This is a genomic window from Priestia sp. MDV22-iso46 (genome assembly GCF_058629175.1).
In genome coordinates, this window is the sequence record NZ_JBZVWT010000002.1 from 789,438 (window position 1) to 806,419 (window position 16,982).

The 16,982-nt window shown below is 39.5% G+C and carries 16 protein-coding genes and 1 tRNA gene; 11 read left to right on the plus strand and 6 right to left on the minus strand.

The window, feature by feature from the left end; genetic code table 11:
- The first annotated feature begins 168 nt into the window (after window positions 1–168).
- Both AC4NPH_RS15965 and AC4NPH_RS15970 read left to right on the plus strand, forming a co-directional pair.
- Window positions 169–1,140: an NAD(P)H-dependent flavin oxidoreductase gene (locus AC4NPH_RS15965; RefSeq protein WP_013058626.1), complete on the plus strand. Its 972-nt coding sequence runs from the start codon at window positions 169–171 to the stop codon at window positions 1,138–1,140.
- A 70-nt stretch (window positions 1,141–1,210) separates the two neighbouring features.
- Window positions 1,211–1,606, plus strand: coding sequence for a hypothetical protein (locus AC4NPH_RS15970; RefSeq protein ID WP_013058625.1), 396 nt, complete (start codon window positions 1,211–1,213; stop codon window positions 1,604–1,606).
- Between the two features lie 27 nt (window positions 1,607–1,633).
- Here the strand turns inward: AC4NPH_RS15970 and AC4NPH_RS15975 are convergent, their stop codons facing one another.
- Both AC4NPH_RS15975 and AC4NPH_RS15980 read right to left on the minus strand, forming a co-directional pair.
- Window positions 1,634–2,986 (minus strand): cation:dicarboxylate symporter family transporter, encoded by a 1,353-nt coding sequence (locus AC4NPH_RS15975; RefSeq protein ID WP_098196880.1) that lies wholly within the window; start codon window positions 2,984–2,986, stop codon window positions 1,634–1,636.
- A gap of 232 nt (window positions 2,987–3,218) precedes the next feature.
- Window positions 3,219–3,983 (minus strand): sulfite exporter TauE/SafE family protein, encoded by a 765-nt coding sequence (locus AC4NPH_RS15980; RefSeq protein ID WP_013058623.1) that lies wholly within the window; start codon window positions 3,981–3,983, stop codon window positions 3,219–3,221.
- Window positions 3,984–4,254: 271 nt separating this feature from the next.
- Between AC4NPH_RS15980 and AC4NPH_RS15985 the strand changes: the two genes are divergently transcribed.
- The gene (locus tag AC4NPH_RS15985) at window positions 4,255–5,529 is read left to right on the plus strand and encodes an ATP-binding protein (RefSeq protein ID WP_098196878.1); all 1,275 of its coding nucleotides are present in this window, start codon (window positions 4,255–4,257) and stop codon (window positions 5,527–5,529) included.
- A gap of 341 nt (window positions 5,530–5,870) precedes the next feature.
- Here AC4NPH_RS15985 and AC4NPH_RS15990 read toward each other — a convergent pair whose 3' ends face one another.
- Window positions 5,871–6,773, minus strand: a complete 903-nt coding sequence (locus AC4NPH_RS15990; RefSeq protein WP_491938814.1) for a TetR/AcrR family transcriptional regulator — start codon at window positions 6,771–6,773, stop codon at window positions 5,871–5,873.
- 266 nt (window positions 6,774–7,039) lie between these two features.
- Here AC4NPH_RS15990 and AC4NPH_RS15995 point away from each other — a divergent pair, with 266 nt between their 5' ends.
- Window positions 7,040–8,563 (plus strand): DHA2 family efflux MFS transporter permease subunit, encoded by a 1,524-nt coding sequence (locus AC4NPH_RS15995; RefSeq protein WP_013058615.1) that lies wholly within the window; start codon window positions 7,040–7,042, stop codon window positions 8,561–8,563.
- A gap of 35 nt (window positions 8,564–8,598) precedes the next feature.
- Here the strand turns inward: AC4NPH_RS15995 and AC4NPH_RS16000 are convergent, their stop codons facing one another.
- Window positions 8,599–9,651 (minus strand): Rieske 2Fe-2S domain-containing protein, encoded by a 1,053-nt coding sequence (locus AC4NPH_RS16000; protein ID WP_013058614.1) that lies wholly within the window; start codon window positions 9,649–9,651, stop codon window positions 8,599–8,601.
- A gap of 210 nt (window positions 9,652–9,861) precedes the next feature.
- Here AC4NPH_RS16000 and AC4NPH_RS16005 point away from each other — a divergent pair.
- From AC4NPH_RS16005 to AC4NPH_RS16030, 6 genes are all read left to right on the plus strand, one after another.
- A tRNA-Thr gene (locus AC4NPH_RS16005) sits at window positions 9,862–9,934 on the plus strand.
- Window positions 9,935–10,200: 266 nt separating this feature from the next.
- Window positions 10,201–11,151 carry an ABC transporter ATP-binding protein gene (locus AC4NPH_RS16010; RefSeq protein WP_013058613.1) on the plus strand — a complete coding sequence of 317 codons (951 nt, stop codon included), beginning with the start codon at window positions 10,201–10,203 and terminating at the stop codon, window positions 11,149–11,151.
- Window positions 11,151–12,674 carry an ABC transporter permease/substrate-binding protein gene (locus tag AC4NPH_RS16015; RefSeq protein WP_055990624.1) on the plus strand — a complete coding sequence of 508 codons (1,524 nt, stop codon included), beginning with the start codon at window positions 11,151–11,153 and terminating at the stop codon, window positions 12,672–12,674. Before AC4NPH_RS16010 ends, AC4NPH_RS16015 begins: the two co-directional genes overlap by 1 nt.
- Window positions 12,675–12,816: 142 nt before the next feature.
- On the plus strand, window positions 12,817–12,987 hold the full coding sequence (locus AC4NPH_RS16020) for a hypothetical protein (RefSeq protein WP_013058611.1): 171 nt from the start codon (window positions 12,817–12,819) through the stop codon (window positions 12,985–12,987).
- An 18-nt stretch (window positions 12,988–13,005) separates the two neighbouring features.
- Window positions 13,006–13,752 (plus strand): YwaF family protein, encoded by a 747-nt coding sequence (locus tag AC4NPH_RS16025; protein WP_013058610.1) that lies wholly within the window; start codon window positions 13,006–13,008, stop codon window positions 13,750–13,752.
- 139 nt (window positions 13,753–13,891) lie between these two features.
- Complete coding sequence (locus AC4NPH_RS16030) at window positions 13,892–14,410, plus strand: NAD(P)H-dependent oxidoreductase (RefSeq protein WP_013058609.1); 519 nt, start codon at window positions 13,892–13,894, stop codon at window positions 14,408–14,410.
- Window positions 14,411–14,437: 27 nt separating this feature from the next.
- On the opposite strand, the gene AC4NPH_RS16035 is transcribed toward AC4NPH_RS16030, so the two are convergent.
- A complete protein-coding gene (locus AC4NPH_RS16035; RefSeq protein ID WP_228540864.1) occupies window positions 14,438–14,806 on the minus strand; it encodes a cupin in 369 nt (122 codons plus the stop codon).
- Window positions 14,807–15,015: 209 nt separating this feature from the next.
- Window positions 15,016–15,972 carry an LCP family protein gene (locus tag AC4NPH_RS16040; protein ID WP_491938828.1) on the minus strand — a complete coding sequence of 319 codons (957 nt, stop codon included), beginning with the start codon at window positions 15,970–15,972 and terminating at the stop codon, window positions 15,016–15,018.
- A 312-nt stretch (window positions 15,973–16,284) separates the two neighbouring features.
- Between AC4NPH_RS16040 and AC4NPH_RS16045 the strand changes: the two genes are divergently transcribed.
- The gene (locus tag AC4NPH_RS16045) at window positions 16,285–16,959 is read left to right on the plus strand and encodes a hypothetical protein (protein ID WP_053487663.1); all 675 of its coding nucleotides are present in this window, start codon (window positions 16,285–16,287) and stop codon (window positions 16,957–16,959) included.
- Window positions 16,960–16,982: the final 23 nt, after the last annotated feature.

Sequence of the window (16,982 nt, forward strand, 5' to 3'; positions counted from 1 at the left end):
GTCTTCCTCCTTGATCTTCAGTTAATAATCATTACAAAATGTGTACCCTATCAAAAGTTGAAGCAAACAGAAATGTTGGAATTTTTTCGTAGGAAATCCGTTATTTTCTTGTTATGATTATGAATAAGTATTCATAAATACAAAAATAAAAGGAGAGGGGATACATAGATGAAAACACGGGTAACAGATTTATTAGGGATTCAATATCCAATTGTACAAGGAGGTCTTGCGTATTTAGCGTACGCAGAACTTGCCGCTGCTGTCTCAAATGCAGGCGGGCTTGGACAAATCACAGCTATGACGCTCCGAAAACCTGAGAAACTACGAGCTGAAATTAAGAAAGTACGTTCTTTAACTGAGCGTCCTTTTGGCGTTAATTTTGCTGTGGGAGGTCAAACAGAAGGTTCTTATAAAGAACTTCTCGACGTAGCAGTAGAAGAAGGCGTGCCGGTTGTTTCCATAACAGGAGCAAATCCCGCACCTATTTTTGAGAGATTAAAAGGAACGGGAATTAAAACGCTCGTACTGGTAGCCAACGTGCGTCAAGCTCAAAAAGCCGAGAAGCTAGGAGCAGATGCTGTCATGGCAGTGGGGCAAGAAGCAGGAGGACATATCGGACGTGAGGATCTGGGTACAATGGTATTAATTCCTCGAGTAGCTGCGGCTGTGTCAATTCCGGTTTTGGCAAGCGGAGGGATTGGAAACGGACAAGGATTATTAGCAGCGTTATCATTAGGCGCTGAAGGGATAGAAATGGGAACACGTTTTATCGCGACAAAAGAATGTGTAGATGCCCATGATGCATATAAACAAGCTATTGTAGAAGCCAAAGAAACCGATACTGTGGTTATTAAACGTTCGTTCGGGGCACCTGGACGCGTATTGAAGTCCCACTACACTCTTGACATTATCGAGCGTGAGCAGCAAGGAGAGAGGTACGAAGAGTTAAAAGACGTCATTAGCGGAGGGGCAAACTGCCGGTATATTTATGAAAATAAAATCGATGAAGGCTATGGATGGGCAGGCCAAGTCGTTGGACTGATTGATAATATTCCAACGGTGCAAGAGCTTTTTGCCAGTATGATAGAAGAAGTAGAAGCTGGTTCTAAACGACTGCTGAGTATATTGGAAAAGAAGTAGAGATACAAGCCGTCATACCGCAGCAATTATTCGCATATTTATAATCTATATCTCTAAATGAGGTGAGAGAATGAAAAGGATGCGAGCATTTGCTATTATGACGTTTTTAGTAGTAGGTTCAGGGTATGCAGTTTTTACTAAAAAAGAAGAAGTTTTCAAGACTCAGCAAGCACAAGTGTACGAAGAAGCAAAGCCTGTTATTAAACAAATGGACAAACTGGATATTTGGCATAAAATCAGCAGCGGTTTAACTGAAGCGGGCTATGAATCAAGGGGCGTGAATTCTTCCCTTTACTCAAAAGACAGAGTAGAGCTGGATGTGTATATGGAGCCTTCCGTTTCAGCTGATGCCAAAACGCAAGAAACGATTAAACAAATGGTATATAAAATACTCGAAGAAAATAAGTTTCAGCAAAAGGCCTTTCATGTAACAATTAAATTCCTGCCCGAAAAACAAGCAAAATAGACTTGTCTCGGCCAGGAAATTTTTTTGTTAAAATGCTTTTTCATTGGCTGCTGGAATACTCTCTGGGAGAGAAATTTCAGCATTTTTGGGCTGATACGCAATTTTTCCGTCCAGCACATCATTTGCTTTTTGTAGATCTAATAAATTTTCCCATCGTGCGATAATAAAAGCAGCTACCGCATAACCAATAATATTAACTGTAGTCCGGTAATTACCCATAAAGCGATCAGGAGCGAGCATCAGAGAAACGGCTGCTACCGGAATGGATCCGGTTGCTGCTGCGGTAGCAGAGAGAGCAACAAAAGCTGATCCTGGAATACCAGCCATTCCTTTAGACGTAAGAAGAAGAACACCAAGCATTAAAAGCTGATCAGTGAGGCTCAAATCCACGCCCGTTGCTTGTGCTAAAAAGACGAGGGCAAGAGACAAGTAAATGGAAGCACCGTCTAGATTAAACGAATAGCCCGTAGGTACAACAAGGCCGACGACTGCTTTGTTGCATCCTGCTTGTTCGAATTTATCCATGAGCTGCGGCATAACGGCTTCAGTGGAACCCGTAGCAAATGCCAGCATAATTTCTTCTCGTATATATAGAATGACTTTCCACAAACTTAATTTTAAATAGATTCGTAAAATAACAGCTAAAACAAGAACAAATGCTAGACAAGCAATTGTCATAGCGATAAACAGCTTTCCGAATGCAGCAAGTGTTCCAAGACCGTACTGACTAACTGCAAATGCCATGGCACTAAACGTGGCAAGAGCCGTTAATTTCATAATGTATCCCATAATTTTAAACAATACATCATTTACTTTCTCCAATACATTTAAAAGTGTCTCTGCTGTTTTTCCACTTATATGGACAAGCGCGATGCCAAACAAACAAGAAATTAAAAGCACTTGAAGCATGGAGTTGCTTGAAAAAGCACCAACTGCACTGTCTGGAATCATATTAAGAAAAAAATCACCTTCACTCGGAAGTTCGGAGCCGTTAGTTTTCGCGTCCACTTCGCTTGTGCTTAAGCTTGAAGGATCAACATTCATACCGGTGCCGGGATTCATTACGTTTGCTACTAATAGACCGATTAATAGAGCGAATGTTGTGACAATTTCGAAGTAAAGAATGGTTTTTCCGCCGATACGCCCAACTGTTTTAATGTTTCCAACCTTGGCAATTCCAACAACGACTACTCCAAAAATAAGAGGAGCAATCAGCATTTTGATAAGCTTAATAAAACCGTCTCCAATCGGTTTCACAGCATTCCCGAAGCTTGGCCACAGATATCCTACGGCTATGCCAAGTACAATCGCCATCATAATTTGAAAGAAAAGACCTTTATAAAAAGGTTTTTGCTTACTTTTTGCCGCTGTTTGTGTCATGTGTTCTCCCTTCGTCGTACAATTTTTTAGATATCACAATAGATGTTATGTTTTTTTACATTTTAACGTAAGGTTGTTTGAGGTGTCATTGGTCTCTTTGACTAAAATTCAATAAAAATATTAGTTGAAGTGTATAAGAAGGGAAGGGAGTGGTTTAAAACATTATTATTTTTAATATAGATCTTTAAAAAAACTAATAAAAAGCACATGCAAAGGCATGTGCTTTTATTTGTTAAATTAATTTAATTCCGCTAATTAGAATGATGGTTGCCATAATGGCTTGAAGCGGTCTTGAAGGCACTTTCGTTGATAAACGGCTTCCGATTAACACACCTGGAATAGATCCAGTTAATAGGTTAGCAGTCAACATGTAATCCACGCTTCCGAAGCTTGCATTTAAAATACCAGCCACCGTAACGAGAAGAAACGCATGTGCAATATCAGTTCCAACTAGCTCAGATGTTTTTAGCTTAAATAAGTACAGCATCGCAATCGCAAATAATGAGCCCGAACCAATCGATGTTAGTCCGACAATGAATCCAAAGACTACACCAATTCCGATTGTTAATCCTTTTTTCTGATTTAAGTCCATTTCTTGAAAACGATTTGGGCGAATGAATTTATCAAAAAAGACGCGAAAGATAATTGAAATGGCAACCAGTGTCATGACATATCCAAGAGCGTGCTTAATAATCGTTTCTTGATGCTCGTGAAAAGATGGAAATGCATGAAGTGTGACAATGGCAAGAACAGCGCTCGGAATACTTCCGAAGGCTAAATATTTTGCTAATTTAAAGTTAATGGTTCGCTGTTTATAGTGCTGAGCGACTCCAAATAATTTTGTGATAGAATTGTAGACAAGATCTGTTCCTACGGCAATGGAAGGGTTAATGCCGAGTACAATCAGTAAAGGTGTTAATAAAGCGGCGCCTCCAACTCCCGTTAAGCCTACTAGGGTTCCGACGAATAATCCCATTAAGGTAATTGATAGTTCCATGTTTCTTCCTCCTACTCTCAAAACCAAGTACATTGATCTGATTATAGAGCATTGTAGCTCATATGTAAATAAAATTCTGAATATTTTTAGTGGAGTTGAAAAGGTTTTCTTTGCCTTCACTATTTTGGGGAACGGACGATAAAGTCATAGGAAGTTATAAAAAAGTAAATAGAATACGTTTATTTGTCTATGATTACGCTCTAATTTGTGTTACAAATGTAAATGCAATAAAAGAGTTTATTTTTATCTCATTTGAAAGACCGGTGAATACATGAGTTTTGTCACGAAAGATTTGTTAATTAATTTTTTATTTATTTTATTGGCGCTGTTTTTAGTGCAGATGTTTTATTTAATCAAGTATGCTAAAAAAATTCATTGGTGGAAAGATCGTTATATCGCGGTATTTCCGATTTTAGCTATTATCTTTTGCCTTTTGTTTCCGGTTAACGGAGCTTATGTCCCCGATGATTATCGAATGGATTTACGAAGAATTCCTTATATTTTAGGAACGCTATATGGAGGCTGGCCGCTAGGAAGCTTGCTTTTTGTCTTTATTTTACTGCTGCGCTTGCTAATTGGCGGGTACGATGTAGGGTTTTTATCAACACTAATTGCTCTTCCGATTTTATCCATTCCTTTATTTTTCATAACAAAATACTTTTTACATTTCTCATTAAAAAATAGAATTATCGTGAGCACCTGTCTTAGTGTAATCGGTTCTTTATTAGCTATGCTTGTATCTATTTTTGTCTTGCACGTAACAAGCATTCCTATTAGCGTGTGGGTTCAATTCGCGATTTTAGATGTAGCAGGCATGTTTGTCATTACCATACTGTGGGAAGCGATACGGGCAAATTTACTAGTGCTGCAGCGCCTGATGAAAGCAGAGAAACTAGAAATTGTCAGTCATTTAGCTGCCAGCATCTCTCATGAGGTGCGAAATCCTCTAACGGCAAGCAGAGGATTTATGCAAATGCTGCAAGAAGATGAAAAAGAACCTGCTAAAAAACGCTACATTTCCATTGCGATTAATGAACTAGATCGTGCAAAAGAAATCATTGATGATTACTTGCTGTTTGCCAATTCTGCTCCGGAACGAAATGAAAAAATGAATATTTCAGAAGAGATTCATCATGTCACCCATATTATGACGCCTCTTGCCAATATGAATGGAGTCGCTATTGATTTTACATTTGATGAAGAAGTGAAGTTCTTCGTAATGGGAGAAAGAAGAAAGCTTCAGCAGTGCCTAATCAATTTATTTAAAAATAGTATTGAAGCCATGCAAAATGGAGGCACGTTAACCGTTAAAGTAACAAAAGAAGGCGGAGCTGTTATTGTGGATATTATCGATACAGGCTGCGGCATGACGCAAGAACAAATCAACCGGCTAGGCGAACCGTATTTTACAACAAAAGAAAAAGGTACGGGGCTTGGAACGATGGTATCTTTCAGCATTATTCATTATATGAAGGGAAAAGTGAGTGTGTCTAGCATAAAAGGAAAAGAAACGTGCTTTTCACTTCAATTTCCACTTTGTGAATAAAGAGACTGGAACAAAAGTTATTTAGTTGAAGGAAGATCCGAATGAGTTTGATTCTTGAGCGAGAATCAAACTCATTCGGATTTTTTCATTGGTAGGGTAAATGTAGGTTTCATCTATTTAGTTGCTTCTAGCGGTTGATGAAAGGGCAAAGCGAAGACTCCTGCGGGAAAAGCGGCACAGGTGAGAGCCCGCAGGAGCGTACGCGATGAGGAGGCCCACCGGCCGCCCGCGGAAAGCGAAGTCTTGCACGGAAATCAACAGCGATGTCTCAAGCGGTTCAGCTCATGTATCCCATTTATTCGACTTTAAATTGGAATGATTTAGTTATGTCTTAATCTTTTTTAATGAAGTTCACTCACATACTGATCAATCATCGTTTGCAGTTCCTCTAGGGGCGTTTTACTGTTGTTAACAGACAGCTGCTTTAACGATTGAAGGGCACTATCCACAACAAACTTGCGGGGATTTGATTGTTTAAACAGCTCTTCTTCAATAAAACTAATAAGCTCTGTGCATTTTTGACGCTCAAATTCATCAGTAAATTGTTTGTGAACCTGTTTTTTTAAATCGATAAGTGCTGCAGAAATGTCCTGTTCTATTTGATTTTTAGTATTCGGGCAAGATGGAAGCCATTCTTTAATCGTTTGCGGATCGAGCAAAATGTCTCCTGCATTTGCTACTTCGTCTACAAGAGGAAGCAGGCGCTTGACACTGTAGCTTATGATCTCATGCGGGTCAGTATTTGTGCCGTTAACCATAAAATTATAGTGAAAGTTGCGATGAAGCATGCCAAGAAACATAATTGCACAATCTAGCAGGTACGGTTTCTTTTCTTGTCCAAATAAATCAATGAACCGCTTGTAAACCCAGTTTACTTCAATAAACTGGGTTTTTTTTATGTATGCTTTTAAATCAGGATCATTGGAAACAAATACTTCTTCAAGTAATGTAAAAAATTTATGTTTATGATGGTTTTTCATCTGTGCATCAATCTGTTTAACAAATACATCTACATCGGTCAGGCTTTTACCAACCAGCAGCTGGTTTCGCTCTTGATCAATTGTTGTATGAAGCCAGGTGAAAACAGCGATTAATAATTCATTTTTTGAAGAAAAATAGTTGTAGAATGTTCCTTTTGAAATGCCGCTATAATCAATGATGTCTTGAATAGACGTAGCTTGAAATCCTTTTTCAACGAAGAGATGGTGTGCATTTTTTACAACTTGCTGTTTTCGGTTATTCATTATTATCACCTAAATATAAAATTAGACTCATGGTCCAACTTTATGATACATGATTTAAAGCGTTTACACAAATGTTCTTTTTTAAAGAAATGGACGATATCACGACAACATATTGATATAAAAGGGTTATAGGAGTAAAAAAGTCGATAAAATAAAGGACATGAACGCAAGATTTTTCGCTTGCATAAATTGAACTCACAGTATAATATACTCTATGTAGAACATGTGTCTAAAAAAATGAACTTGAAGTATAAGGAGGTACAATAATGAGTCAATCGATAAATCAAATGGAAAAGCCGCCTTATGGCATAATTGCTATTTTGTTAATAGGCGCTTTTATCTCATTGTTGAATGAAACGTTATTAAACGTGGCGCTGCCATCTATTATGAAAGACTTAGATGTGACAACGTCAACTGTCCAGTGGCTTTCTACTGGTTATATGTTAGTGAATGGTATTATGATTCCAACTACCGCTTTTTTAATTCAGCGCTATTCTGTCAGAGGCTTATTTTTAACGGCTATGACTTTATTTACAGCAGGAACCATACTTGCCGGCGCTTCGCCCGTATTTTCGGTCTTGTTAACCGCTCGTATTATTCAAGCATCAGGCGCAGCCATTATGATGCCGCTTTTAATGAACGTATTGCTCACAAGTTTTCCATTAGAAAAACGAGGAGCTGCTATGGGGATTTTCGGTTTAGTTATGATTTTTGCTCCGGCAATTGGTCCTACATTATCAGGGTGGCTAATTGAACACTATGAGTGGAGAATGCTGTTCCACCTTGTTACGCCAATCGCGGCAATTGTATTAATAGGCTCTTTCTTCCTATTAAAAGACAAAAAAGAAAAAGTGGAAATCAATTTGGATTTCCTATCACTTGTGTTATCTACGATTGGATTTGGAGGACTTCTATACGGATTTAGCTCAGCAGGGGATAAAGGCTGGGATTCTGTGGAAGTATACGGCACCATTATCGTAGGAGCTGTGGCGCTGATTTTATTTATTACGCGTCAGTTCAAGCTGAAAACACCTATGCTTGAATTCCGCATTTTTAAATATCCAATGTTTGCTTTATCATCAACGATTTCAATGGTGATCACAATGGCATTATTCTCAGCCATGCTGCTAATGCCAATTTATGTTCAAACGGTACGAGGCATTTCTCCGCTTCATTCAGGATTACTAATGCTTCCGGGTGCGCTGCTAATGGGTGTGATGTCACCGATTACCGGAAAATTATTTGATAAATTCGGAGCGCGTGCACTGGCTGTAACGGGTCTAACGATTACAGCCGTTACGACGTATTTCTTCAGTAACTTAGAGCTTGATACGACGTATACAACGCTCATTACGCTTTACACGCTTCGCATGTTCGGAATGTCTATGGTGATGATGCCGGTTATGACAAACGGGTTAAATCAGCTGCCGCAACGCTTTAATCCGCATGGTACTGCGATGAATAACACGCTTCAACAAGTATCGGGAGCTATTGGTTCGGCTCTTTTAGTAACGGTGATGTCAAACCGTACAGCTACGCATGCAAAAGAGCTCGCTCAAGATGCAATGAGCGGAGCAGGAGCAGCGAATGCAACGGCAGCCGGGGCAGCTCAAATGAAAGAACAGATTGGGATGCAGGCAATGGTACAAGGAATTAACGATGCGTTTGCCGTCTCAGTAGTACTAGTGGTGGTTGCCTTAATTCTTTCATTGTTTATGAAACGCGCCACGCCGGCAAGTGAAGATGAAGTGATAAAGGAAAAAGCAGGACGCGAGCAGTTTGCTAAATAAAAAAGAAATCCCCGCTGAGACAGCGGGGATTTCTTTTAGCTTGTATATCTAAAGCTTAAGCCCATTTTCTTTAATAATTTCCGGTAGCCGATGGACGTTTGATCAGCCATAATATGCGCTTCCATCTGCAGGTCTAAAGGCAAGTCTTCAGGTTTTTGGTTTTCAACCATTTCACGGTCTTCGTCAAAGACGCGAAGGTTAAAGTCATACACACCTTCAACGGGAGAATCTTTGTCAAAGTTTCGAGCGATTGGTGCGAATAAACGTGTTTCGCGGGCTGAAATAGGAGAGACTGCATTCATAATCCACAGCTCTGCGCCTTCTGGGAAGTATACTTTTAGCGTAGCTGTAAACGGCGGATAAACATCAAAGACGCGAAGCCATTTAAAATCAGGTGGATTTAAATGCTGCTGTTCTTTGGAATAATTGCTCACGGTGCTGGTATATTCTACATGAAGCCCATAGTCTGTATCGCTTACTTTATATTTAGGCACAAAGGCGTTGTTTCGATCACCAAATGTGTCCGTGTGCACCCAAGCAAAATGAGCTACGTCTAAAAAGCCTTCCATTTGACGACCGGCCGAACCCATGATATCAAAGCTCGGACAAACAATTTGCTGAAAATCAGGGTCCTCCCAAGCATCGAAGTAAGGCAGGTTATCTTGTTCTCCTGTCAGGGAAGTCCATACTAATCCAAATCGTTCAATAACTGGATAGACGGCCATACACAGGCGGGGAGAAATGTTGGCATCAGGGTGAGCTGGAATCGACGTGCATGCGCCGTCCGTTGCATAGCGGAAGCCGTGGTAAGGACAGACAATTTCATCATCTTCCACCCAGCCCATGCTAAGCGGGGTGCCTCGGTGAACGCATAAATCACGAGCCGCTACTACTTTGTTTGTCGTGCGGTATAGAACTAGATTTACATCTAGTAGTTTTACGGACGTTGGTTTCTCTGTTACATCACTGCAGCGTGCGACCGGGTACCAATACTTGGCGAGCGTCGTCCAATCTTCCAGGCTGAACGTGCAGTCTCTTGGGTAGGGAGTTGCCGTTTTTGATTTGGTCATGGTTGGTTGTTGTTCCATCTATTTTCTTCCCTTCTTTTGTAAGCTCTTTTACTAAGGGTAATATAAAAAAAGAAAATTCACACAATTTATGTAAGGAGTTCTAACATAAAATATGGAACTTTGTAGAAAGTGCGAATTTCAGAAGACGCAAATTAGAGAATATACCAATAAAAAAATTTAAAAAAGCGCTTCCTAAATAAATTTAAACGTGATATAATTTTCCAAGACGCTGGTGTAGCTCAGTAGGTAGAGCACTTGCATGGTAAGCAAGAGGTCGCAGGTTCGATCCCTGTCGCTAGCATACTAAAAAAACCTTCTTTCTTGTTGAAAGAAGGTTTTTTTATTTGTGTTGACTTTAAAATTCTTCTCCGAATTATTCTTCCCCGCCTTGTGAAAACTTTAACAGTTTGATAGCCTTATTAGGAGGCTATGAGAAAACATGTGTATCTTTTCCACTATGTCTTATGAATCATATTTAGAAATATTCTTAAAAGAATGTTTATTGCCTCTAAGTATTGGGTACACGAAACTAGGGGTTAAATTTCAACAGGGAGTGTGAACGATAATTTGATTACGTTTAAGAATGTGTCAAAGCAATATCCAGACGGTACGACCGCCGTGAAAAATATTAATCTAGAAATTAAAGAAGGGGAGTTTTTCGTTTTAATTGGTCCGAGTGGGTGTGGGAAGACAACCACCTTAAAAATGATTAACCGTCTTCATGATATTACCGAAGGAGAACTATACATAAAAGATAAGCTCGTATCGGCCCACAACATACATAAGTTACGCTGGAACATTGGCTATGTCCTGCAGCAGATTGCTCTTTTTCCTCATATGACCATTGCTGAAAATATAGCCATTGTACCCGAGATGAAGCATTGGAAGAAAAACAAAATCAAAACGCGCATTGATGAACTGCTTACCTTGGTAGGACTAGACCCAAAGCAATATAGAAACCGAAAGCCGTCTGAGCTCTCAGGTGGCCAGCAGCAACGTGTAGGTGTAGCACGTGCCCTCGCAGCCGATCCCCCCGTTATTTTAATGGACGAACCCTTTAGTGCCCTCGATCCGTTAAGCCGCGAACAGCTTCAGCAAGATATTATTAGCTTAAAAGAAAAAATCAAAAAAACATTTGTGTTTGTTACGCATGATATGAGCGAAGCGATGACGCTTGGAGATCGTATCTGCCTGATGAAAGATGGGGAAATTGTTCAAGTTGGAACCCCGGAGGAATTCATTCAAAAGCCTAAAAATGAATTTGTAAAAACATTTATTGGAAATCAAGGCAATGCTTTATTTGAGACATTGGATATGTTTGTCAAAGAAAGTGAACAGCCAGACGTAGAGCCTACTGAAGAGCTAGCTTCAACCGCCACTGTTCAGCAGGCAATGGACGCCCTTTACGACCATGAAGCAATAGCCGTGAAAAAAGGGAGCAAACGCATTGGCGTTGTAACGCGCAAAAACCTATTAGCGTTTCTTTCTGATAAAACGAAAGAAGGAGGAACGCTGTAATGAATGCACTAAGCACATTATTAGATCAACGAGGAGATGCACTGTTTCAAGCTCTTCTTGAACACATTCAAATTTCCGTACTGGCTCTTGTTATCGCCGTATTAATTTCAGTGCCGCTCGGACTGTACTTAACGAGGCATGACCGCATTGCTGAACCGATCATTGGCGTAACAGCCGTACTGCAAACCATTCCTTCACTCGCTTTATTAGGATTACTGATTCCTCTTGTCGGAATTGGAACCTTTCCCGCGGTTATTGCACTGTTTTTATATTCGCTTCTTCCTATTGTACGAAATACATATACCGGAATTAAAGAAGTGGACCCATCTTTAATTGAAGCATCCAAAGCCATGGGGATGAACTCGTGGAGACGATTAATCAAAGTAGAACTTCCTCTAGCACTTCCTGTCATTATGGCCGGAATTCGCACAGCGATGGTACTCATTATTGGTACAGCGACAATCGTGGCTCTTATCGGAGCGGGCGGACTCGGAAGCTTAATTTTGCTTGGTATTGACCGAAGCGATAATAGTTTGATTTTATTAGGAGCCATTCCAGCCGCATTATTAGCGCTTATTTTTGATGGAATTCTGCGAACGATTGAACACTCAGCTAAAAAAGGGTCCAAAAAACGCTCGTTTATTATGATCATCGTATTAATACTCATTCTTGTTTCTCCGTTTGCAGCGATGAGCGCAACAAAACCAGACCTTGTTATCGGAGGGAAGATTGGTGCAGAACAAGATATTTTAATTAATATGTACAAAGAATTAATTGAAGATCAAACCGATATGAAAGTAAATCTACGTTCGTCGCTTGGGAAAACGGTATTTGTATTTGAGGCTCTGCGTAACAAGGAAATTGATTTGTACCCTGAATATACGGGTACAGCCATTGTGACGCATCTAAAGGAACAGCCGGACAGCAAAGATGAAACAGAGGTGTACAAGCAGGCAAAAGAAGGATTTCAAAAGAAATTCGGCCTTGTCTATTTAGATCCAATGAAGTTTAATAATACGTACACATTGACCGTAACAAAAGAATTCGCTAAAGAAAATAATCTAACAACTATTTCAGATTTGGCAAATGCAACAGATAAAGTAAAAGCAGGGTTTACGCTTGAGTTTAAAGATCGCGAAGACGGCTATGTAGGCATTCAAAAAGAATATGGCCTTACCTTCCCGAATATTAAAACGGTGGAGCCGAAGCTTCGCTATCGCGCTGTAGAAAAAGGCGATATTAACGTGCTTGATGCTTACGCAACGGACCCTGAAATCAAACAGTTTGGTTTGAAAGTCTTAAAAGACGATCAGCAGTTCTTCCCTCCGTATCAAGGAGCGCCTGTGCTTCGTGAAGATACGCTAAAAGAGCACCCTGAACTGAAAAAAATCTTAAATCAACTGGGCGGTAAAATCAGTGATGATGAAATGCGTGAAATGAACTATCAAGTAAATGCGAAAGGAAAAACGGCTGAAGAAGTTGCTCATCAATTCTTAGTGAAAAAAGGATTAATTAAGGAGTAAAAACGAAGAAAAAAGCTAGGACAACAGTATGTTAGTTGAAAGAAGATCCGAACGATGAATCGTTCGGATCTTTTTATTTTAGTTGTTTCTAGCAGTTGATTGGAGGGCAACGCGAAGACTCCCGCGGAAAGCGAAGCCTTGCATGGAAATCAACTGCGGTGCAAGAAGTGATCCATACTTGATTATTTACTCCATTCGTCCGTCTTTAGATTGGCGTGATTTCGTTATGTCTCAATCTCTTTTTAATGCGGGAGAAGCATTAATGAAAATGAGGCCTTATGAACAAGCTAAAGGTACCGAATTTGTTTTCTGATGGAAGGGAGGCGCTTTTATGAATTCATTTTTTACGTGTCATCCTGTACAACATTCCTTTCAGCTTTTTTCAGTTGAACATCTTGTAACTTTAGCTATTATCGTGATCATAGGAGCATTTATTTTTTTGTGTCGAAAGCAGCTGCGAAAAAAGATGTTTGTGTTCATTTTGCTTTCACTGATTCTAATTGCTTCAGAAACAGCCTACCAGGCTTGGGAAATCAGCTGCCATCAGTGGTCCGCTGAAACTTCCTTGCCTCTTCAGCTCAGCGATATAGTCGTGCTGCTGGCTGCTGTTATGCTGATAACCAAAAGCAGGCTTCTTTTTTATTTTGTGTACTTCGCAGGAATCAGCAGCTCTGTTCAAGCGATGATTACCCCGGACCTTGGCGGCTATGCGTATGCCCAGTTTCGCTATGTGCAGTTTTATGTATCGCATGGCGGTGTGGTACTTGCTTGCTGTATGCTAATTGCTGTCTGCAGATATGAGCCGACGTTTCGTTCTTTATGGGTAAGCGTAGTATCTGTTAATCTGTACGGAGGTTTTATCTATGCTATGAATCGTTTACTCGGGGCGAATTATTTATATATGATGAAAAAGCCAGAGCACGCTTCCTTACTGGATGTTCTTGGACCTCATCCTTGGTATTTAGTATGGATTGAAGGAATCATGATTCTTAGCTTTCTTGTCCTTTATCTGCCGTTTTGGGTACATAAAAAAATTAAAGGTGATAAAAACAAAGTCAATTTTATTGAAGCAGAATGATAATACTGGTAGTTTATAAGTGTAAACTAACTCAGATTTTCTGAAGGAAAAGGAAAGAATGACTGAACAAGCCGTTAGAGGCAAGCATAAAAATAGAAAAGAATAAAGCAAGCACAAATATCAGAAGGAGAGTATCAAAATGAAAACACTGGTTATTTTAGCGCATCCAAGCTTAGCATCTTCTCGTATTAATAAAGCGTGGGCAGAGCGAGTAAAAAAAGAAGAGAATGTGTACGTTCATGATTTATACGCAAACTATCCTGATTTCAAAATTGATGTAGAAAAAGAGCAGGAGTTAGCTGTTCAATTCGATCGTATTGTTTTTCAATTTCCATTTTACTGGTACAGCTCACCAGCACTCTTAAAAGAGTGGCAAGATGTTGTCTTAACATACGGCTGGGCTTATGGAAGCAAAGGTACTAAACTTCAGGGAAAAGAGTTTGTCGTAGCTACTTCGACAGGGGGCCCTGCAGAAGCTTATCAAGAAGGGGGATACAACCGTTACCCAATGAATCATCTGCTTCTTCCTTTTCAAGCTATGGCAAATTTAACAGGTATGAAGTTTCAAACGCCATTTTTATTTCAAGGAGCAGGCGGTGATCTGAGTGACAAAGTTATTCAAGATAGTGCAGAAAGCTACGCTCGATTACTAAGATAATAAAAAAAGCCGCGTCACAGCGGCTTTTTAATTTGCGTTTGTTCGTGAGAAAGAAGTAAGCAGCTTTTGAGGAGCGATATCTAATCCTTCAATTAGTAGTCCTGTCATAGCCGTTAGACTCCCGACTTCAAAAGATTCCCCGGCTCTCCAAAATGCTGATTCACCTTGTTTGATATAAATTTTCAGTCCGTTATCGCCAGCTACCCAGCCTTCCCCGTGAACGACTAAAAGAAGCTGTGGAATCGTAGCTTCTTGACGAGGGGTATAATCATTTTCTTGAAAAGATAAAAAGCTGATTTTGACATCTCCAGTATGAGAAAGTAATGGGTTTACTTTATAGGTAGAATGAAGAAAGGAACGCTCTTCTTCAGCTTGAAAACCATATAATTTCATCATTTCATCTCCTTGGCTAAAAAATATAAAAAGAAGTCCTTCTCCTTTCATATACGCATGTAACAGCAAAAATAGAACTCCAAAGAAACGGCTGTTTCTAGGAAAATGGCTTCATTTTTTGTCGAAGCTGAAAATTTTTTGAAGGATAGGGAGGAAAAACAGAAGTTTTTTTGAATAGTATAAAAAAGGTGTCCGCTAATGGACACCTTTTCCTAATTTAAAAATGATTGTAACGCTTGTTTGTTTTCTTCAAGGTCGATGCTTAAAACAGCACCAATACCGGATATTCGTTCGTTTGAATAGGAACCTTCAACCGGTAAACGAAGAGATTTTAAATCTGGCTGATTTCCAACTAAAAAATCTTTTCCTATCACAATAAATGTTTTTGGCGGAATATTTGTATCCACATATGGATCAATGACTCCCCATAGCTTAGGAGCTTTCGCCAGCGTCTTTACTTGAAGAGCTTCATCCATTAATTTACCGATCACTTCTTGTTGACGCTTCACGCGCCCGAAATCACTTTGGCTATCATGTCGGAATCGCACGTATCCTAGTAATTTATCTCCGTGAAGAGTTTGTTTTCCAGGTTTTAGCGTCATGCCAATTCCTGATGACATTTCGTGCGGCACGGTAACCGTAATTCCCTCAGGGGCAATCGTATCGGCAACTTTAGAAAAACCTTTAAAATCAACAACGGCATAATAGTTTACATCTATGCCGAAATTTTCTTTAATTGTCTTACGCATTAATTCGGGACCGCCAAATGCATAGGCTGAATTTAATTTGTTTTTGCCATGTCCGGGAATATCCACATATGAATCACGCATCAAAGAAACAATTTTAGGCTGATTGCTGTCTTTGTCATAATGAGCAATCATGATTGTATCGGCACGCGAATGTTCTTCACCTCGAGAGTCAATTCCAAGAAGCAGCACATTCATGCTATCTAAATTGGCACTTGCACCATTAAAATCAAATTGTCCATCTTTCCCAAAAGCTCCGTCTGCTTCTGCTAACCCTTGTTGGTATTGATAATACACATACGCACCAGCGGCGATTACAAAAATGAGAAAGAAAAGAAGTAGCTTTCTAAAGCGTTTCTTTTTTCTTTGCTTTTTTCTTTTATGTTGTTTACGTTCTGTACGTTCTTCCAAATGTCTCACCATCGCATTCAAAAATATTAATACTTTTTTGTTTGAAACCAATTATGCAAAAAATTATAAAACGACATAATAAAATTAACACTAAGGAATTAGATTAGCAAGTACGTTCACTAGTAAATCTGTGAAGACAGCTAAAATAAGAGAAGTGTACAAATAGAAGAAAGAGGAAATAAAGGTTATTTTTTTCGAGGATATTTGTTATAATCTATCATAGTTAGGGAAAAAGTTCTGTCTTTTAAGAATGGAATAAGAGGAAAGTCTCTGTTTGTGGAGAATCAAATATAGGTCTAAATGTAGAAAAAAGGAGTGAAGCGAATGAGTATATATGTGTCATCTTCGAACCTTGTGCTGATTCCAGAAGCGGCGTTAAGTCATTGGAAACCTTATGGCGCGGGGGAATTGACCGGAGCTATTATTTCAGGTAAAGATAGTGCTGAAATAATTAAAGAGCTTAATCAATCGTCTATTCTGCCTTTTACAAGTTTTTTCTATCGAAAGCATTTTGTTATTCTGTTTGATAAAGAACAAGTAAAAAATCATTTTGAACAGCTGCTTTTATTATATAAATCTCAGGGCTATATTTTTTATTCTTCTACTTTATACGATGATCACTGGTCCCAGGTCCTTGAAGGAACGAAGCAGCTGTTGACGGTAAATGGACAGGTGGTGCCGGTGCTTGAGCTTGAACAAAACGGTGAATTTGATGTTGTGCGTGATGAAGGCGGTCTGCACATTGTGATAGATGATGACGAAGACGAAGAGAAGCAGCTAGAAAAAAAAGTTCATGAGCTTCCGCTTGAAGAAGGTACCTATTTTATTGGCGATCCCGGATTTGTTGAAAACCGAGACATGCTGGTAAAAGAATATTTTCCTAAAGGTACGTACGAATTTATTTATAGATACGGAGAAAATGGCTGGCTGATGAAAGTAAGTATTCAGCGAAAAGCGATTAAAGAGCAGCTTACTACTCTTCACGCGGCTTTGTCTTAACCTCTATTCATTGTACAATATTG

Excerpts from the sequence above, each read along its gene's own strand:
- AC4NPH_RS15965 (WP_013058626.1), top strand. The coding sequence starts at position 169 with ATGAAAACACGGGTAACAGATTTATTAGGGATTCAATATCCAATTGTA.
- AC4NPH_RS15970 (WP_013058625.1), top strand. The coding sequence starts at position 1,211 with ATGAAAAGGATGCGAGCATTTGCTATTATGACGTTTTTAGTAGTAGGT.
- AC4NPH_RS15975 (WP_098196880.1), bottom strand. The coding sequence starts at position 2,986 with ATGACACAAACAGCGGCAAAAAGTAAGCAAAAACCTTTTTATAAAGGT.
- AC4NPH_RS15980 (WP_013058623.1), bottom strand. The coding sequence starts at position 3,983 with ATGGAACTATCAATTACCTTAATGGGATTATTCGTCGGAACCCTAGTA.
- AC4NPH_RS15985 (WP_098196878.1), top strand. The coding sequence starts at position 4,255 with ATGAGTTTTGTCACGAAAGATTTGTTAATTAATTTTTTATTTATTTTA.
- AC4NPH_RS15990 (WP_491938814.1), bottom strand. The coding sequence starts at position 6,773 with ATGAATAACCGAAAACAGCAAGTTGTAAAAAATGCACACCATCTCTTC.
- AC4NPH_RS15995 (WP_013058615.1), top strand. The coding sequence starts at position 7,040 with ATGAGTCAATCGATAAATCAAATGGAAAAGCCGCCTTATGGCATAATT.
- AC4NPH_RS16000 (WP_013058614.1), bottom strand. The coding sequence starts at position 9,651 with ATGGAACAACAACCAACCATGACCAAATCAAAAACGGCAACTCCCTAC.
- AC4NPH_RS16015 (WP_055990624.1), top strand. The coding sequence starts at position 11,151 with ATGAATGCACTAAGCACATTATTAGATCAACGAGGAGATGCACTGTTT.
- AC4NPH_RS16020 (WP_013058611.1), top strand. The coding sequence starts at position 12,817 with ATGGAAATCAACTGCGGTGCAAGAAGTGATCCATACTTGATTATTTAC.
- AC4NPH_RS16025 (WP_013058610.1), top strand. The coding sequence starts at position 13,006 with ATGAATTCATTTTTTACGTGTCATCCTGTACAACATTCCTTTCAGCTT.
- AC4NPH_RS16030 (WP_013058609.1), top strand. The coding sequence starts at position 13,892 with ATGAAAACACTGGTTATTTTAGCGCATCCAAGCTTAGCATCTTCTCGT.
- AC4NPH_RS16035 (WP_228540864.1), bottom strand. The coding sequence starts at position 14,806 with ATGATGAAATTATATGGTTTTCAAGCTGAAGAAGAGCGTTCCTTTCTT.
- AC4NPH_RS16040 (WP_491938828.1), bottom strand. The coding sequence starts at position 15,972 with ATGGTGAGACATTTGGAAGAACGTACAGAACGTAAACAACATAAAAGA.
- AC4NPH_RS16045 (WP_053487663.1), top strand. The coding sequence starts at position 16,285 with ATGAGTATATATGTGTCATCTTCGAACCTTGTGCTGATTCCAGAAGCG.